At 72.6% G+C, this 14,445-nt stretch carries 17 protein-coding genes; 5 read left to right on the plus strand and 12 right to left on the minus strand.

The window, feature by feature from the left end; genetic code table 11:
- Nucleotide 1: 1 nt before the first annotated feature.
- From ACFY1H_RS34695 to ACFY1H_RS34705, 3 genes are all read right to left on the minus strand, one after another.
- Nucleotides 2–355, minus strand: a complete 354-nt coding sequence (locus ACFY1H_RS34695) for a DUF1622 domain-containing protein (RefSeq protein ID WP_366578168.1) — start codon at nt 353–355, stop codon at nt 2–4.
- Nucleotides 356–569: 214 nt separating this feature from the next.
- A complete protein-coding gene (locus tag ACFY1H_RS34700; RefSeq protein WP_386953529.1) occupies nt 570–956 on the minus strand; it encodes an Lsr2 family protein in 387 nt (128 codons plus the stop codon).
- Between the two features lie 157 nt (nt 957–1,113).
- Nucleotides 1,114–2,106, minus strand: coding sequence for a LacI family DNA-binding transcriptional regulator (locus ACFY1H_RS34705; protein ID WP_366578172.1), 993 nt, complete (start codon nt 2,104–2,106; stop codon nt 1,114–1,116).
- Between the two features lie 285 nt (nt 2,107–2,391).
- Between ACFY1H_RS34705 and ACFY1H_RS34710 the strand changes: the two genes are divergently transcribed.
- The gene (locus ACFY1H_RS34710; RefSeq protein WP_386953533.1) at nt 2,392–4,698 is read left to right on the plus strand and encodes a Tat pathway signal sequence domain protein; all 2,307 of its coding nucleotides are present in this window, start codon (nt 2,392–2,394) and stop codon (nt 4,696–4,698) included.
- Nucleotides 4,699–4,810: 112 nt separating this feature from the next.
- Nucleotides 4,811–5,530 carry an SDR family NAD(P)-dependent oxidoreductase gene (locus ACFY1H_RS34715; protein ID WP_366578176.1) on the plus strand — a complete coding sequence of 240 codons (720 nt, stop codon included), beginning with the start codon at nt 4,811–4,813 and terminating at the stop codon, nt 5,528–5,530.
- A 1-nt stretch (nt 5,531) separates the two neighbouring features.
- Here ACFY1H_RS34715 and lexA read toward each other — a convergent pair whose 3' ends face one another.
- The gene (gene lexA, locus ACFY1H_RS34720; RefSeq protein ID WP_364045697.1) at nt 5,532–6,185 is read right to left on the minus strand and encodes a transcriptional repressor LexA; all 654 of its coding nucleotides are present in this window, start codon (nt 6,183–6,185) and stop codon (nt 5,532–5,534) included.
- A gap of 139 nt (nt 6,186–6,324) precedes the next feature.
- Between lexA and ACFY1H_RS34725 the strand changes: the two genes are divergently transcribed.
- From ACFY1H_RS34725 to ACFY1H_RS34735, 3 genes are all read left to right on the plus strand, one after another.
- The gene (locus ACFY1H_RS34725; protein ID WP_386953536.1) at nt 6,325–6,876 is read left to right on the plus strand and encodes a collagen binding domain-containing protein; all 552 of its coding nucleotides are present in this window, start codon (nt 6,325–6,327) and stop codon (nt 6,874–6,876) included.
- A gap of 18 nt (nt 6,877–6,894) precedes the next feature.
- Complete coding sequence (locus ACFY1H_RS34730) at nt 6,895–8,088, plus strand: carboxypeptidase regulatory-like domain-containing protein (protein ID WP_386953539.1); 1,194 nt, start codon at nt 6,895–6,897, stop codon at nt 8,086–8,088.
- A gap of 167 nt (nt 8,089–8,255) precedes the next feature.
- Nucleotides 8,256–8,624 (plus strand): YciI family protein, encoded by a 369-nt coding sequence (locus ACFY1H_RS34735; RefSeq protein WP_366578180.1) that lies wholly within the window; start codon nt 8,256–8,258, stop codon nt 8,622–8,624.
- A gap of 40 nt (nt 8,625–8,664) precedes the next feature.
- On the opposite strand, the gene ACFY1H_RS34740 is transcribed toward ACFY1H_RS34735, so the two are convergent.
- From ACFY1H_RS34740 to ACFY1H_RS34775, 8 genes are all read right to left on the minus strand, one after another.
- Nucleotides 8,665–9,612 (minus strand): RNA polymerase subunit sigma-70, encoded by a 948-nt coding sequence (locus tag ACFY1H_RS34740; RefSeq protein WP_366578182.1) that lies wholly within the window; start codon nt 9,610–9,612, stop codon nt 8,665–8,667.
- Nucleotides 9,613–9,653: 41 nt separating this feature from the next.
- Nucleotides 9,654–10,388, minus strand: a complete 735-nt coding sequence (locus ACFY1H_RS34745) for an SDR family oxidoreductase (protein WP_386953543.1) — start codon at nt 10,386–10,388, stop codon at nt 9,654–9,656.
- A gap of 161 nt (nt 10,389–10,549) precedes the next feature.
- Complete coding sequence (locus ACFY1H_RS34750) at nt 10,550–11,017, minus strand: RDD family protein (protein WP_366578186.1); 468 nt, start codon at nt 11,015–11,017, stop codon at nt 10,550–10,552.
- Nucleotides 11,001–11,453, minus strand: coding sequence for a hypothetical protein (locus tag ACFY1H_RS34755; protein WP_366578188.1), 453 nt, complete (start codon nt 11,451–11,453; stop codon nt 11,001–11,003). The genes ACFY1H_RS34750 and ACFY1H_RS34755 overlap by 17 nt, the downstream gene beginning before the upstream one ends.
- 12 nt (nt 11,454–11,465) lie before the next feature.
- Nucleotides 11,466–12,767, minus strand: coding sequence for a hypothetical protein (locus ACFY1H_RS34760; protein WP_366578190.1), 1,302 nt, complete (start codon nt 12,765–12,767; stop codon nt 11,466–11,468).
- Nucleotides 12,768–12,783: 16 nt separating this feature from the next.
- Nucleotides 12,784–13,275, minus strand: a complete 492-nt coding sequence (locus ACFY1H_RS34765; RefSeq protein WP_366578192.1) for a DUF1269 domain-containing protein — start codon at nt 13,273–13,275, stop codon at nt 12,784–12,786.
- Nucleotides 13,272–13,985: an HD domain-containing protein gene (locus ACFY1H_RS34770; protein WP_366578194.1), complete on the minus strand. Its 714-nt coding sequence runs from the start codon at nt 13,983–13,985 to the stop codon at nt 13,272–13,274. Before ACFY1H_RS34770 ends, ACFY1H_RS34765 begins: the two co-directional genes overlap by 4 nt.
- A complete protein-coding gene (locus tag ACFY1H_RS34775; RefSeq protein ID WP_366578196.1) occupies nt 13,945–14,394 on the minus strand; it encodes a hypothetical protein in 450 nt (149 codons plus the stop codon). Before ACFY1H_RS34775 ends, ACFY1H_RS34770 begins: the two co-directional genes overlap by 41 nt.
- Between the last annotated feature and the right edge of the window lie 51 nt (nt 14,395–14,445).

Consider the following 14,445-nt stretch of genomic DNA (forward strand, 5'->3'; position numbering starts at 1 on the left):
GTCAGGCGGGCGGCTGCGGCCCCCGCCTGGCCTGCCACGGCCACGCGCCGGATATCTCGACCTCGAGCGCGAAGCTCAGCACGGTCCGGATCAGCACGATCAGGCCGAGGACCAGCACGTTCTCCAGCGACGCGTCGACGATCACGGTCCGGATGATGTCACCGGCGATGAGGATCTCGAGCCCGAGCAGGATGACGCGGCCGAGGTGCACCCGCAGCTGGTCGTAGCTGCCGCGGTGCCGGGTGACGTCGACGACGAAGCGCACCAGGACCACCACGAGACCGAGGGCCATGATGCCGACGCCGAGGCCTTCGATCACGGTGGCGACGGTCTCGAACGACTCGGTGAAACTCATCCGCGAGCACCCTCTCCGAAGCGGACTTCGGGGAAGGTCCGCGGCTCCCGGTCGGAACGTACGAACCGCCGCGACGGGCTGTCAAGGCCCTCGCGGCGGCAGTGGTTCACCGGAAGCCGCCGGTGATCCGCGGTTTTCGAATTCGGTGTGGACGTTTCCGTCGGGGCGTGCGGCAGTCCGGGGAAATGGCCGCACGGCCACCCCCGGATCGGTTTTACGCCTTCGCCTTTGTGCGGCCTCCGCGGGCACGCGACTTCGAGCCGGAGGCGCGGCTGTTTTCGTAGGCGGTGACCACGTCGGTGGGAATGCGGCCGCGTTCGGAAATGCTCCAGCCGTTGTCCGCGGCCCACGCGCGGATGGCGCGCGAGCGTTCGCGGTCCTCGGGCGTCGGCGTGCCCGAACCGGTGCCACGGCGCACCTTGCGGCCGCCTGTGCGCCGCGAGGCGGCGATGTAGCGGGCGAACTCTTCACGCAGAGTTCCCGCGTTCTTGTCGGAGAGATCGATTTCGTACTGGACGCCGTCGAGGCCGAAGGGCACGGTCTGGTGCGCGACCCCGCCGTCGATGTCGTCCACCATCTGGACCAGGACCTTGTGCGCCATGGCGGGTGAATCCTCCTCGAACGTTTCCGGCAGCCCCGTTTCCGTGGCCTGTGAAGAACTGTAACATCGATCCACAGTGGAACGCAGTATCGGGAGTGACCGGATTACGTGTCCGTCCCGATCATTTTCCGACATTTCCCCTCACACGCGGGAATGGTCAGCGGTGACACCCGGGCGCGCTGGCCGTGGTGGCGCGCACGACGAGCCGCGTCGGCAGTTCCGTGACCACCCGGCCGGCCGGGTCGGCGGCGGCGTGGGCCAGCAGCAGATCCACGGCGTGGCGGCCGGCCTCGGCCACCGGCATGGCGACCGTGGTGAGCGGGGGAGCGGACACCGCCGCGTAGACGAGGTCGTCGAAGCCGGTCACGCTCAGCTCGCCCGGCACGTCGACCCCGCGGTCGCGCAGGCGCGCCAGCACACCGAGCGCCATCACGTCGTTGTAGGCGAGCGCCGCGGTCACCCCGGCGGCCAGCGCCTGGTCGGCGGCGGGCGCACCGTCCTCGTACCGCGGGGCGAACGGCCCGAGCTCCACGATCTCGACGCCGTGTTCCGCGGCGGCGGGTCGCAGCCCGCGCAGCCGCTCGTGGTTGGACCACGAGCTGTCCGGGCCGTTGAGGTAGGCGCAGCGCCGGTGCCCGAGCCCGGCCAGGTGCGCCACGACCTCGCGCATCCCGCCGGCGCTGTCCATCACCGTGGCACCGATCCCGGCGACGCGGCGGTTGAGCAGCGCCAGCGACGTGAGGCCGGCGAGCTCGGTGATGGTGTCGTCGTCGATCCCGGGTGAGCACAGCAGCACGCCGTCGGCCTGCTTCGCCAGCGTGCGCACGAGCTCCTGCTCGGTGGCCGGGTCCTCGTCGCTGTCGCCGACCAGTACGGCGTGGCCGGTTTCGCGCGCCCGCGCCTGCACGCTCTTGAGCAGGCCGGTGAAAAACGGGTTCCCCAGATCCGGCACCACGATCGCGATCGCGCCGGTCTTGCCGGTGATGAGGCTGCGGGCCGCCGGGCTCGGCCGGTAGCCCAGCTCCCGCACGACCGCGAGCACCCGGTCGCGCGTGGCTTCGCTGACGCGGTCGGGCGAGCCGAGCGCCCGCGACACCGTGGCCACCGACACCTCTGCCCGCCGTGCGACATCCCGGATCGTGACCCGCACGGTTCTCCTCCGCCCACCGCCGCGGCGCGGCTGGCCCCGATTGTAGGGCCGGGCCCGGCGCGCCCGGCTGTGACCTGCGCCCCTGCGGGGCGCGCTCGTCCCGACCGGCCTGCGGCACGATAGTCATCCGATGAATCGATGAAGAGGCTACAGCGCTTTCGAGGAGTCATGGTGCTCCAGTCGGGTTGCCTTGTCACGAACTTGCGCAGAGGTCTCGACAACGGATGTCAGACATCCTATGTTTTGTGCCCGACCGCCGCCGCCCCTGACCTGGAGGTCGCAGACATGGACGTCTCCCGCAGAACAGTCCTCGGCGGCGCGCTCGCCGGGATCGCGGCGAGCGCGGCGGGGCTGGGCCCGGCCGTCGCCTCGGCCGCGAGCCACCCGCCGCCCGGCGGCGACGACTTCGACTGGGCCGCATTCCTCGCCACCGCGGATCTGCGGTGGCAGCGGATGCCGACCGTGTGGACGGAAGGGCCGTTCCTCGGCAACGGCTTCCTCGGTTCCGGCGTCTACGCCGAGCCGGACAAGAACGCGGTGCGCTTCACCGTGCAGCACAGCGAGGTGCAGGACCACCGGCCGCAGTACGGCTCGCTGTTCGGCCTGGCGCGGCTGCCGATCGGGTACTTCACGCTCGAACCCGCCGGCGCGATCACGGGCGTCGACTGGCGGCTGGACCTGGGCAACGCCGAGCTCACCGGCACGATCACCACCGCCGCGGGCAGCCTCGCGCTGCGCGCGATCGTCCACACCGGACAGCCGGTGCTCGCCGTCGAGGTGCGTCCGACCGAGGGCGAACGCGGGTTCCGCTGGGTCTTCCACCCGGCCGAGGCCGTGAGCCCACGCGCCGACCCCGTCTGGAAGAAGGCGCCGCCCGAGGGGTACGTCGCGAACCCACCGGCGACGGTCCGCGCCGTCGGCGACAGCCACGTCGCCGAGCAGCCGCTGCTCGCGGGCGGCGAGCACGTCACCGCCTGGCGGGAGGTCACCCGCGGCGGCGCGCGGACGCTCTACGCCTCGGTCGCCTGGTCGCACCCCGAGCGCACGTCCACCGCGCGGGCGCTGTGGTCCGTGCGCACGGCGGCCGAGTTCGGCGCGCTCACCCGCGAGCACCGCCGCTGGTGGCAGGACTACTACCGGCGCAGTTTCGTGTCCATTCCGGACACCCGGCTGCAGAGCTTCTACTGGATCCAGCTGTACAAGCTCGCCTCGGCCGCGCGGCGCGAGGCACCGGTGATGGCGACTTCGGGCCCGTGGCTGGAGAACACGCCGTGGCCGGCCACGTGGTGGAACCTCAACGTGCAGCTCGAGTACTGGCTCATCCACGGCTCCAACCACCTCGAGCTCGACGCCGTGAGCCGGGCGCTGGACCAGTACCGCGGGCACCTGTCGAGTCAGGTCGGCGCGCCGTACCAGGGCGACTCCGCCGGCATCCCGCGCACTACCGACATGACGCTGTCCAACGGCGTCTCCGACGCCAACAGCGGCTTCCCCGTCGGCGTGCCCGGCCAGGACACCCCGACCCCGGAGGTCGGCGACCTCACGTGGGCACTGCACAACGTGTGGCTGTCCTACCGGCACACACTGGACCGCCGCCTGCTGCGCGACACGCTGTTCCCGTTGCTGCGCAAGGCGATCAACTACTACCTGCACTTCCTCGCGCCAGGCCCGGACGGCAGACTGCACCTGCCGCCCACTTTCTCGCCCGAGTACGGCGTGAACGCCCCCGACTGCACCTACGACCTCGCGCTCGTGCGCTGGGGCTGCCGCACCCTCCTCGACGCGGCGCGCGAACTGCGCATCGCCGACCCGCTCGTGTCCCGCTGGCAGCAGGTGGCCGCGACGCTCGCGCCCTACGCCGTGGACGAGAACGGCTACATGATCGGCGCCGGCGTGCCGTTCGCGAAGTCGCACCGGCACTACTCACACCTGCTGCAGGTCTATCCGCTGTACGAGATCACCTGGGAGCAGCCGGAGAACCGCGCCCTCATCGAGAAGTCGCTGGCGCACTGGGTCGGCTTCGAAGGCGCGCTGCAGGGCTACACCTTCACCGGCGCGGCGTCGATCTCGGCCTCGATGCGACGCGGCGACCAGGCGGCGGCCTACCTCGACCAGCTGCAGAGCCGGTTCATCAAGCCCAACACGATGTACGAGGAGTCGGGCCCCGTGATCGAGACGCCGCTCTCGGCGGTGAAGTCGATGCAGGACATGCTGGTGCAGAGCTGGGGCGGCGTCGTGCGGCTGTTCCCCGCCGTCCCCGCGACGTGGGCCGACATCTCCCTGCGCGACTTCCGCACCGAGGGCGCGTTCCTGCTCAGCGCCGCCCGCGAAGGCGGCAGAACGCGCTGGCTGAAGGTCCACAGCGAAGCCGGCGCCCCCTGCGTCCTGCGCCCGGGCATCGACGGCGCCCTCGAGGTCACCGACGCACGGGGTCGCTCGAAGCGCTGGCGCACCCTGCCCAACGGCGACGTCCAGGTCGACCTCGCCCGCGGAGAAGACGCCTTCGTGTACCGCGCGGGCGACCGGCCGGACTTCGCGGTGCGGCCGGTGGCTCCGAACGGACCGAGCACCCCGTGGGGGCTGCCGGCCTGACCCGGACGCGGTGGCGGATCTCGGGCAGGATGGTCCCTGCCGCGCAACGGATGCGCGACGCCGACGACCCGACTCCCGAGAGGACACAGTGGACACTCGCAGGACCGCCGTCGTGACCGGGGCCGGGCGCGGGATCGGGGCGGCCGTCGCGGAACGGCTGCACGGGCTCGGCCACCGCGTCGCGCTGCTCGACCTCGACGCCGGCAGCGCGGCGGCGAAGGCACGGGAGCTCGACGCCTCCGGCACGGCTGCGCGTGCGTTCGCCGTCGACGTCCGCGACCCGGCCGCCGTGCGGTCCGTCGCCGAGCAGGTGCGGCACGAGTTCGGCGTGCCGGAGATCCTGGTGAACAACGCGGCCCGCACGCAGAGCCGGTCGGTGTGGGACATCGACGTGGCCGAGTGGGACGACGTGCTCGCGACCAACCTGCGCGGCGTTTTCCTGCTCACGCGCGAGCTCGCGCCGGCGATGCGCGAGCGCGGGTGGGGCCGCGTGGTCAACCTCGCGTCGCTGGCGGGGCAGCAGGGCGGGCTGGTGGCGGGGGCGCACTACGCATCGTCGAAGGCCGGGGTTCTGGTGCTCACCAAGGTGTTCGCGAAAGAGCTCGCGGCCTCGGGCGTCACGGTGAACGCCGTGGCGCCCGCGGCGACACGCACGCCGGTGATGGACGAGATGGACGCCGGACAGCTCGAAGCCGCCGAGGCCGCGATCCCCGTGGGCCGGTTCGGGCGGGCCGGGGAGGTCGCGGACCTCGTCGCCTACCTGTGCGGCGAGAACACCGGGTACATCACCGGGGCCACCTTCGACATCAACGGCGGCCTGTTCATGCGCTGACTCACATGCTGCGCAGCACCGACACGACGGTGCCCAGCACCACGGCCCGGTCGCCGTCGATCACGTCGTAGGCCGGGTTGCGGGGTTCGAGGTACACGTGGCCGTTGCGGCGCCGGTAGACCTTCACGGTCGCCTCTTCGTCGATCATCGCGGCGACGATCTGACCCGAGTGCGCCTCCGATTGCTGGCGCACCACCACGATGTCGCCGTCGCAGATCGCGGCGTCGATCATCGAGTCGCCGCGCACGCGCAGGCCGAAGACGTTGCCGCGGCCGGTGAGCCCGCGCGGCAGCTGCAGCATCTCGTCGAGGTGCTCCTCGGCCGAGATCGGCGTGCCGGCGGCGATGTGGCCGACGACCGGCACCGCCACGGAGTCCTCACCCTGCTGCGGCTCGGCCGTGCCGAGGAACGCGCGCACGTCGATCGGCCGCGACATCGAGCTGCTGCGCCGCAGGTAACCCTTGTCCTCCAGGCTCGCCAGGTGCTTCGACACCGACGAGGACGACCGCAGTCCCACGGCCTCGCCGATCTCGCGGCTGCTCGGCGCGTATCCGTGGCGGACCACCCAGTCCCGGATCGTGACCAGGATCTGCTGCTGGCGAAGTGGCAGGGACGAGGCGTCGAGATGGTCGAAGGTGTCGTCGTAGGTGGTCACCCGCCGAATCGTAGAGGTAGCCGCCCCGCCCACCGGTGACCGGTCCGGTGCGTCGGCGAAGTTCGCCCGGCCGGGGAAGCAACCGTCCGGACCGGTCGTGCGTGAGGAAAGCGACCGAACGTCCACGGAGGGGGAAATCGTGCACAGACGAAGATCTCTGGTGCTCGCGGTGGCGAGCGCGGCACTGGTGCTGGTGGGGACGGCCGCGCCCGCGGTCGCGTCGGAGAAGGGGATCGACGGCGTCGTCACCGACGCCCGGACCGGCGCCCCGGTGCGCGGCGCGTGGGTGCAGGTGCACGACAGCAGCGGGGCCGGGATCACGGGGGCCGGCACCGACGACGCGGGCCACTACGACGTTTCGCTGCGGCCGGGCCAGTACACGCTCGAGGTCATGGCCACCGAGTACGACACCAAGGTCACCGACCCGGTGACCTCGCCGGGCACCGTGCCGGTCGCCCTGGCACCGTACGAATACGGCGGCCTGGCCGGCACGTTCGGGCGCGGCCCCGGCCGGCCGGTCACCGGCGCCGCCGTGCAGCTCGCCGACCCGAACGGCAACGACGTCGCCCGCACGGTCACCGATGCCGGCGGCGGGTACCGCTTCGACCACGTGAAGACCGGCAAGTACAAACTCCGCTACTACTGGCCCGAAAACGCCGAGCAGTGGTATCCGCGGCAGACCGATCCGTAGCAGGCGAAGCTCGTCGAGGTGACCGCCGGCGCGGACACCGTCGTCGACGAGACGGCGCTGCCGGCGGGTTCGGCCGAGCTCACCGTGACCGACGACGCGACCCGCCGGCCGCTGCCAGGGGCGTGCGTGTCCGCGACCGGGGTGGGCCAGTGGGCCAACGCGTGCGCGGACTCGGCGGGCAAGGTGCGCTTCCCGGTGCTGCGCGCCGGCACCTACCAGTTCCGCATCACCGCCGAGGGCCACCTCGACGACGTGATCAACGCCGACGTCCGCGCCGACGAGACGACCGAGCTCGCGTCGAAGCTGCTGCAGCGGGCGAAAGTGTCGGTCAGCTTCACCGACGCCGCCACCGGCGCCCCGGTCGGCGACGCCTGCCTGGCGATCGTCGACCCGACCCAGCACGGGTCGGTGTCGCCGGACAACATGTCGTGCGCCTTCGGCACGGGCAAGCTCGACCTCGACTTCCTGTGGCCGGGCAAGTACCGGTTCTTCGCGGTGCCCGGGAACGTCGCGGGCGGCGACGGCGTGCACGGCAGCCAGTGGGTCGGCGCGCGGGGCGGCACGGGTGACGTCGAGAAGGCGACCTGGTTCGAGATCAAGCCCGGGCAGACGACCGACGTGCGGGTGAAGTTCGACGCGGCGGGCTCGATCACCGGCAAGGTCACCGACGCCGCGACGGGCGCAACGGTCTCCGAGGTCTGCCCGGGGGTCACGGCCGCGTGGTCGGGTTACAACCACCCGTGGGGCGTGCAGTGCACCTACACCGAGGGCCGGTACACGATCGGCGGGCTCGGGCCCTACGACTGGCGCGTGCAGTTCCCCGACCTGACCGGCGCCCACGCGTGGCAGTGGTCCGGCGGCGCGTCCGACCGGTTCTCGGCCCGGCCCGTGCACGTCACGGCGGGGGCCGCGACCACGCTCGACGCCGCGCTGAAGCCGGCGGGCAGGATCACCGGGAAGGTGCTCGACGCGACGCTCCCGATGCAGTGGGTCGCAGTGAACGCCTACAACGCCCGCACGGGTGACCCGGCCGGTCCCGACGGGCTCGTGACCGGCGCCGGCCAGTACACGCTGCCCGGGCTGGCCACGCAGGACGTGCGGATCGAGTGGTGGCACGGCAGCCAGGGTCCGCTCGAGTACCCGCGGCCCGTGCCCGTGGTGACCGGCCGCGAAACGGGCGGGATCGACCTGCGCGTACCTGCGGTTTCGTGACGTTCGGGGCGGGGGACCGGGCTCGGCTGGTCCCCCGCCCCGGGGTCGTCGAAAATCTTCCCGATCGGTTTGTCGAATCGTGCGCGGGGCCGTTCGACGCGTCGGTGTGGGCCGGTCAGCGCTTCCGGAAGAATCCGGATCCCGGCCCGAGGGACAAAGGAGCGGACATGCGGTTTCTCATGATGCACCGGCTGTCGGAGAGCGACTCTTCGGCGTGGAACCCCAGCCAGGAGTTCATCGCGAAGATGGGCGAGTTCATCCAGGACTCGGCGGAGAAGGGCATCCTGATCACGGCGGAGGGCGTCCACCCGTCGGAGAAGGGCGCGCTCGTGCGCAAGACGCGCGGCGGCGCCATCAAGGCCACCGACGGCCCGTTCACCGAGGCCAAGGAGGTCATCGGGGGCTTCGCGCTGCTGAACTTCGCGAACCGGGAGGAAGCCGTGGAGTACGCGAAGACCTACGCGGCGCTCTTCGACGACGAGATCGAGGTCGAGGTGCGCCAGGTCGTCGAGTTCGACGAGCTGCCCAGCGCGTGACGTCCCGGCCGGTCCGCCCGCGGTGGGCGGACCGGCCGGGTCACCGGTACGAAGGCGCGAACACCGGCACCAGCGCCGGGTCGTTGAACGACGTGATGCGGGCGATGCGCCCACCGCGGACGGTCAGGACCTGCACGCCGTACGGCTGGTCGCGCCCGTCGTCGGTGCGGTGGTGCACGACGAGGGCGGGCTGGCCGTTGGCGCGGGTGGGCGTCATCCGCCAGCGGCCAGGGCGCAGCACGCGCGCGGCGAGGAACCCCGCGACGGCGTCGCGGCCGGTGAACCACGTCGGGATGGGCGGCATCTCCAGCTCGACGTCGGCGCGCAGGAGCCGGACCAGCGCTTCGGCGTCGGCGCGGGTGAACGCGGCCACGTAGTCCTCGAGCAGCGCCCGGTCGGTCTCGCCGGTCGGTTCGGTCATCTCGTTCTCGATCGGTCCGGCCTCGGCGAGGTGGGTCCGCGCGCGGCGCAGGGCGCTGTCGACGGCCGCCGTGGTCGTGTCGAGCAGCTCGGCGACCTCGGCCGCGGGGAAGGCGAGCACGTCGCGCAACGTCAGCACGGCCCGCTGCCGCGCGGGCAGCAGCTGCAGCGCGGCGATGAACGCGAGCCGCACCCCGGCCCGCGCGGCGGCGGCCACGGCCGGGTCGCCGGCCCCGAACTCGGGGGCCGGCTGGAGCCACGCGACCGCGGGCTCCCGCGAGGCGACGGGCACCCGGTGGTCGTCGGACGGCGCGCCCAGGCCCGACGGCAGCGGCCGCCGGGCCCGGGTCGCCAGCGCCGTGAGGCAGGCGGTGGTGGCGATCTTGTACAGCCAGCGCCGCACCGACGACCGGCCCTCGAACCCGCCGAACCCGCGCCACGCCCGCAGGTACGTCTCCTGCACGAGGTCCTCGGCGTCGTGGATCGAACCCAGCAGCCGGTAGCAGTGGGCGAGCAGCTCCGGCCGGAACGGCTCGGTCAGCGCGCTGAACTCGGCGTTCGACGGCATGGGCTCTCCCGTGGTGCGCAGGAGTCCACTGTAGAGGCCGCTCACGGCAGCGGGCGCACGCCGGCGCCGCCGACCACGTGCTCCGGCGCCGCGGTCTCATCGGCCGCCAGGTCCATCACGGCCTTGGCCACCTGCTCCGGGGTGAGCACCGGCTGCAGACCCTCGACGAACGCGTCGCGCGCCACGCCCTGGCGGGCCGCGTAGGCGGTGACGCCGGCCGAGCCCACCCCGGCCGTCGGCGTGAGCTGGGGGAGCAGCGTCAGGAACCGCAGGCCGAGCCCGGCGCGCTCGGCTTCGTCGGCTGCGTAGCCGCGCAGGTAGCGGACCGCGGCCTTGGCGCTCGCGTACCCACCGCTGAGCGGCGACCCGGCCAGCGCCGCACCGCTCGACATCGACACGACCACGCCGCCGGGCGCGAGCGGCTGGCGCAACGCCGCGCGCGTCCACTCGAAGACGTGCCGCGTGTCGGTGTGCCAGTTGCGGCTGAAGGTTTCCCAGGTCTGCTCCTGCACCGGCGCCATGTGCGGCGTGGCGCCGGCGTTCAGCACGAGCAGGTCGGGACGGTGGTCGCGGAGCACGGCCGCGGCCAGCGTTTCGTCGGTCGCGTCGGCGGCCAGGGGCGTGAAGAGCTCCCCGGCCTCGTCGCGGACGGCGCGCAGATCTTCTTCGGTGCGCGCGATCCCGACGACGCGCGTGCCGGCGGCCACGAGCGCGACGGCGATCGCCCGCCCGAACCCACGGCCGGCTCCGGTGACGACGGCGGTCTGGAAAGACATCGGACACTCCCGGGTGGTGAGGGAAATCGGTCCGCATCAAGACCTCGCGGCGCCGCGAAAACCGTCGGCCCTCCGCTGTGTCTTGGGTCACACTCAGCTCAGCGGTGCAGACGGCCCGGTGCGGGGCGTGGCACCTTTCGGTCACCGGATCGTATAACGACCTATACGGCGTCCTTTGTGGACACCTGCGCTCCGCCGTCCGTGTGCCAGTCGTAGACGACCGTCGTCCGGAGGACGACGTCCTGCAGGGACCGGCGGTGCGGGCTGACGATCGCCCACAGCAGCCCGACCGGGAAGACGACGCAGAACAGCGCGCGAGCCGCGGCGCGCGCCCAGCCCAGGCGCCGGCCGCGGCCCAGCACGCGGAGGCCGAGCAGGGCGTCGCCGTAGCTGCGGCCGATGGTGGCCCAGCCGACGGTGAGGTACGCGATCGCGACGGCCACGGAGATCCCGCCGGCCAGTGCCGGCGGTGCCGCGGGCCACCGGAACGACAGCGGCGAGGCCGCGAACAGCGCTGCCACCACCGCGAAGTAGCCGCCGACCGTGATCAGCCCGGTCACGGCCGCGTCGATCACCGCGGCGATCAGGCGCGTGACGATGCCCGCCGGCCCCTCAGGCGGGCCGGTCACCACGGCGCCGCAGCACGCGGCCGACCGCGCGGGCCACGGCGTCGTCGGCGTTCACCCCGGCTCCGCGGACGCCCCGGATCGCTTCCCCCGCAACGGTTCCAGTCGACTGACGCACGACCTCGGGCAGGTCCATCGCGGCCACGAGGTCACCGAAGTCCAGTGTGGACACCACGCCCGCCACGTCGATCTCCGCGAGCACGGCGTCGACGTCCACGTGCTCGCCGACCAGCTTCGGCAGATCCACCGCGTCGAGCACGGCCGCGGCGGCCGCGGTCACCACGTCCCGCACCGCGCGGCGCGCCACGTCCTCGGGCACGGCGGCCGTCAGCACGGCCCAGCCCGCCCGCCGCAAGGGCGTCGACGCCCACCAGCCGGCCTTGAGCGCCACCGCGCCCAGCCCCAGCACCGCACCGACGCGGTCGGGCTCGTCGTTCACGACCGTCCCCTTTCAGCCGGTCGCCGCCGGCCGGTCGCCGGGGGCGTCGAGGAACTGGATCACGGCGAGGACCACCAGCAGCACGAGCGCGATCAGCAGCACCGCGAGCCCGCTCGGCCGGTCGAGGAACAGGAACACGAGCACGGCGATCGCGACGGCACCGGCGCGCAGGGCCACGCGGTAGGAGTGCACCCACTTGCCGAGACCGGTGGCGCGCAGGCCGCTGCGCGAGCGCAGCCACGACAGACCCTTGACCACACCCTGGCGGATGTGCACGGCGGTCGACGAAGGACCGGCGAGGAAGGCCCCGAGCGCCACGACGATCCCGACCGCGAACAGCGTTCTCAGACCGTCGCGCAGGAACCGCAGCACGATGTCGAACGCCGCCGAGACCGGCGCCGCCGAGCGGCTCGGGACCGCGTCGACGACGATGGTGCGCCCGATCGCGAGCCCGATGGCGAGGACCAGCATGCTGAAGGCGAACCCGAGCGCGGCGCCGATGAGCGCCCGCCGTTTGTGCTTGGCGACGTAGACGCCCGCGGCGAGCAGGACGATCGCGATCCACGGCAGCCACGTGGCGAGCCGGTCCGAGGCGGTGTACCAGGACCGCGCTTTCACCAGGCCGGCCGCGTCGGCGACCGCGATCGTCGGGTGGACTTCGGGGATGCGGTTGACGATGGTGAGCCCGTCGGCGGCGAGCTGCTGCTTGGCGACGTCGATGAACGGCGCCAGGTCGAGCACGACCTTGTCACCCTGGATCGCGATGGCCGAGGCCGATCCGTCGAGCACCGCCACCGCCTGCTCGTGGGCCACGCGGATCACGCGGTCCCACGTCTGCGCGATCTGGTCACTCGCCACGAGGGTCGCGACGCGGCCGTGCACGAAGCTCTGCACGCCCGACGCGAGCGGACCGGTCAGGTCCTCCAGCCGGTCGGTGACGGCCGGCGGGACGCCCTGGGCCGCGAGCGCGCGGACGGCGTCGGTCGCGATGGCCTGCACGTTGACGTTGGTGAAGATCGCCTCGGTGACCCGGTCGGTCACGGCGGCCTGCACCGCCGGGTCGCGGATCAGCGGGCTCATCGTGGCGGTGAACCGGTCGGTGTCGGAGATCTGGTTGTGCACCCACACCGACGCGAGCGCGAGCGGGGCGAGGATGCAGCCGATCACGATGAGGATCGAGGACACGATCGGCCGCCAGCTGACGCGGCGACGTTCGCGCGTGGCCCGCAGCCGCGCTACCTCGAGCCGCAGCTGTTCCAGCTCGGCCCGCTCGTCGGCGGTCGGCTCGATGCGGTGTTCCGTGCTCTCCGACATGACCGGTCCGGTCCGCTCAGCTCGACATCATTTCCCGCAGCGCGGCTTCCTGCTCCGCGGACAGGTTGGACTGCAGCAGCTCCGGCTTGTGGCCGCCGGCCTCGATCGCGGCCTTGACCTTGTCGACCACCGCGTCGCTGGACATCAGGAACAAGGCCGAGGTGCCGGGCGTGATCTTGTCGCGCACAGACTTGATGAAGTCGTCGTCGATGCCGACGTCGGTCAGCGAGCCGGCGAGCGCCCCGGTCGCCGCGCCGATGGCGGCACCGAGCAGCGGCACCAGGAAGATCAGGCCGAACAGCATGCCCCAGAACATCCCGCTCATCGCTCCGCCGGCGGTGAGGTTGCGCAGCTGACGGGTCTTCGGCTTCTTGGCGTCGGGTTTCCACGACACGGTGGCCGCGTCGTGGATCGAGATCAGTTCCTGCTTGGCCAGGCTCCGGAGGGTGTCCACCGCGTTGTCGGCTCCGTCGGGGCTGTCGAACTTCCACACCGTCAGCGTCGTCATCGTGCTCTCCTGTCGGGTTCGCGGGCTGCGCCGACGCCACCGTCGCCCCGCACGGCCCCGTCCGCCTCGCCCCTGCGGGGTGAGACCCGCCGCCGGACCGCCGCGGCACCGAGCCGCAGCTCGGTGCGCCGGACCGCGTCGTGCCGGGCGGCCTGCGCGCCGGCGTCGAGCGCGCGCACGAGGGGTGAGCCGGGGCCGTGGCGGGCGCGGATGCTCGCGATGCGTTCGGCGAAGTCGGTCGGGCGGCCGTCCGGGGCCGTCCGCATGTCGCAGAACCACAGGGCGTCGCGCAGCACGGTGCGCTCGTCCGGGTAGCGGGCGAGGTCGGCCGCGAGCCCGCGCTCCTCTGCGATGAACGCGGCGGCCGAGTGCTGGGCCACGAGGTTCACCAGCCGGGGCGGTGCCGCCACCGCGACGAGGAACCGGGCGCCGTCGAGCGGGTGGTAGCCGGTGACGACGAGGCCGGGTGCGTAGCCGATGTCGTGCACCAGCGCGGCCGCGACAAGCAGCTCCTCCTCGTCGGCGGACAGCAGGCTCGGCCCGATCTGCCGCCCGCACTTCGCGACGCCCCGCACGTGCTCCCACCTTCGCGGCAGCTCGCGCGAAAGGTGGCGCTGCGCGAGGCCCCAGGCCCACGCGGTCAGCGCGCCTTGGGGGCGCGTCGCCGGTTCAGCGGCGGCTGTGACGGGGCTGGAGTGCGTCGGAGGCATGTACGACCAGCGCCCAGATGACGAGCACGTCGAGGGTGAGCACGATGAGCGCCCAGAACGGCGCGGCGGGCAGGAAAGTCAGGTGCGCCAAGGCGCTGAGCCCGGCGATCGCGATACCGGGGTACCGGGCCCAGCTCGCCCGCGCGAACAGCCCGAGCCCCGTCACCACCGCGGCCACGCCCAGCACCAGGTGCACCCAGCCCCAGCCGGTGAGGTCGAACAGCAGGGTCCCGTGCGCGGTCACGGCGTAGTACTGCGGGTCGAGCAGCGCCGTGAGCCCTTCGACCAGGGTGAAGCTCCCGAGCAGGAGCATCATCGTGGCACCGAAGAAGATCCAGCGGGCCCAGCCGGACTCCTCGTCGGTGGACTCCTGCGCGGGTGCGTCCGGGCGCACAGCGTGATCGCTCATGATCGGGTCCCTTCTCCTGGCCGCGGACATCCTCGACGGCCGGGCTCGCGG

The sequence above is a fragment of the Amycolatopsis sp. NPDC001319 genome (genome assembly GCF_042896185.1).
Taxonomy (GTDB): Bacteria; Actinomycetota; Actinomycetes; order Mycobacteriales; family Pseudonocardiaceae; genus Amycolatopsis.

Coding starts and splice junctions, on each gene's coding strand:
- ACFY1H_RS34695 (WP_366578168.1), bottom strand. CDS start 355: ATGAGTTTCACCGAGTCGTTCGAGACCGTCGCCACCGTGATCGAAGGC.
- ACFY1H_RS34700 (WP_386953529.1), bottom strand. CDS start 956: ATGGCGCACAAGGTCCTGGTCCAGATGGTGGACGACATCGACGGCGGG.
- ACFY1H_RS34710 (WP_386953533.1), top strand. CDS start 2,392: ATGGACGTCTCCCGCAGAACAGTCCTCGGCGGCGCGCTCGCCGGGATC.
- ACFY1H_RS34735 (WP_366578180.1), top strand. CDS start 8,256: ATGCGGTTTCTCATGATGCACCGGCTGTCGGAGAGCGACTCTTCGGCG.
- ACFY1H_RS34740 (WP_366578182.1), bottom strand. CDS start 9,612: ATGCCGTCGAACGCCGAGTTCAGCGCGCTGACCGAGCCGTTCCGGCCG.
- ACFY1H_RS34745 (WP_386953543.1), bottom strand. CDS start 10,388: ATGTCTTTCCAGACCGCCGTCGTCACCGGAGCCGGCCGTGGGTTCGGG.
- ACFY1H_RS34760 (WP_366578190.1), bottom strand. CDS start 12,767: ATGTCGGAGAGCACGGAACACCGCATCGAGCCGACCGCCGACGAGCGG.
- ACFY1H_RS34765 (WP_366578192.1), bottom strand. CDS start 13,275: ATGACGACGCTGACGGTGTGGAAGTTCGACAGCCCCGACGGAGCCGAC.
- ACFY1H_RS34770 (WP_366578194.1), bottom strand. CDS start 13,985: ATGCCTCCGACGCACTCCAGCCCCGTCACAGCCGCCGCTGAACCGGCG.
- ACFY1H_RS34775 (WP_366578196.1), bottom strand. CDS start 14,394: ATGAGCGATCACGCTGTGCGCCCGGACGCACCCGCGCAGGAGTCCACC.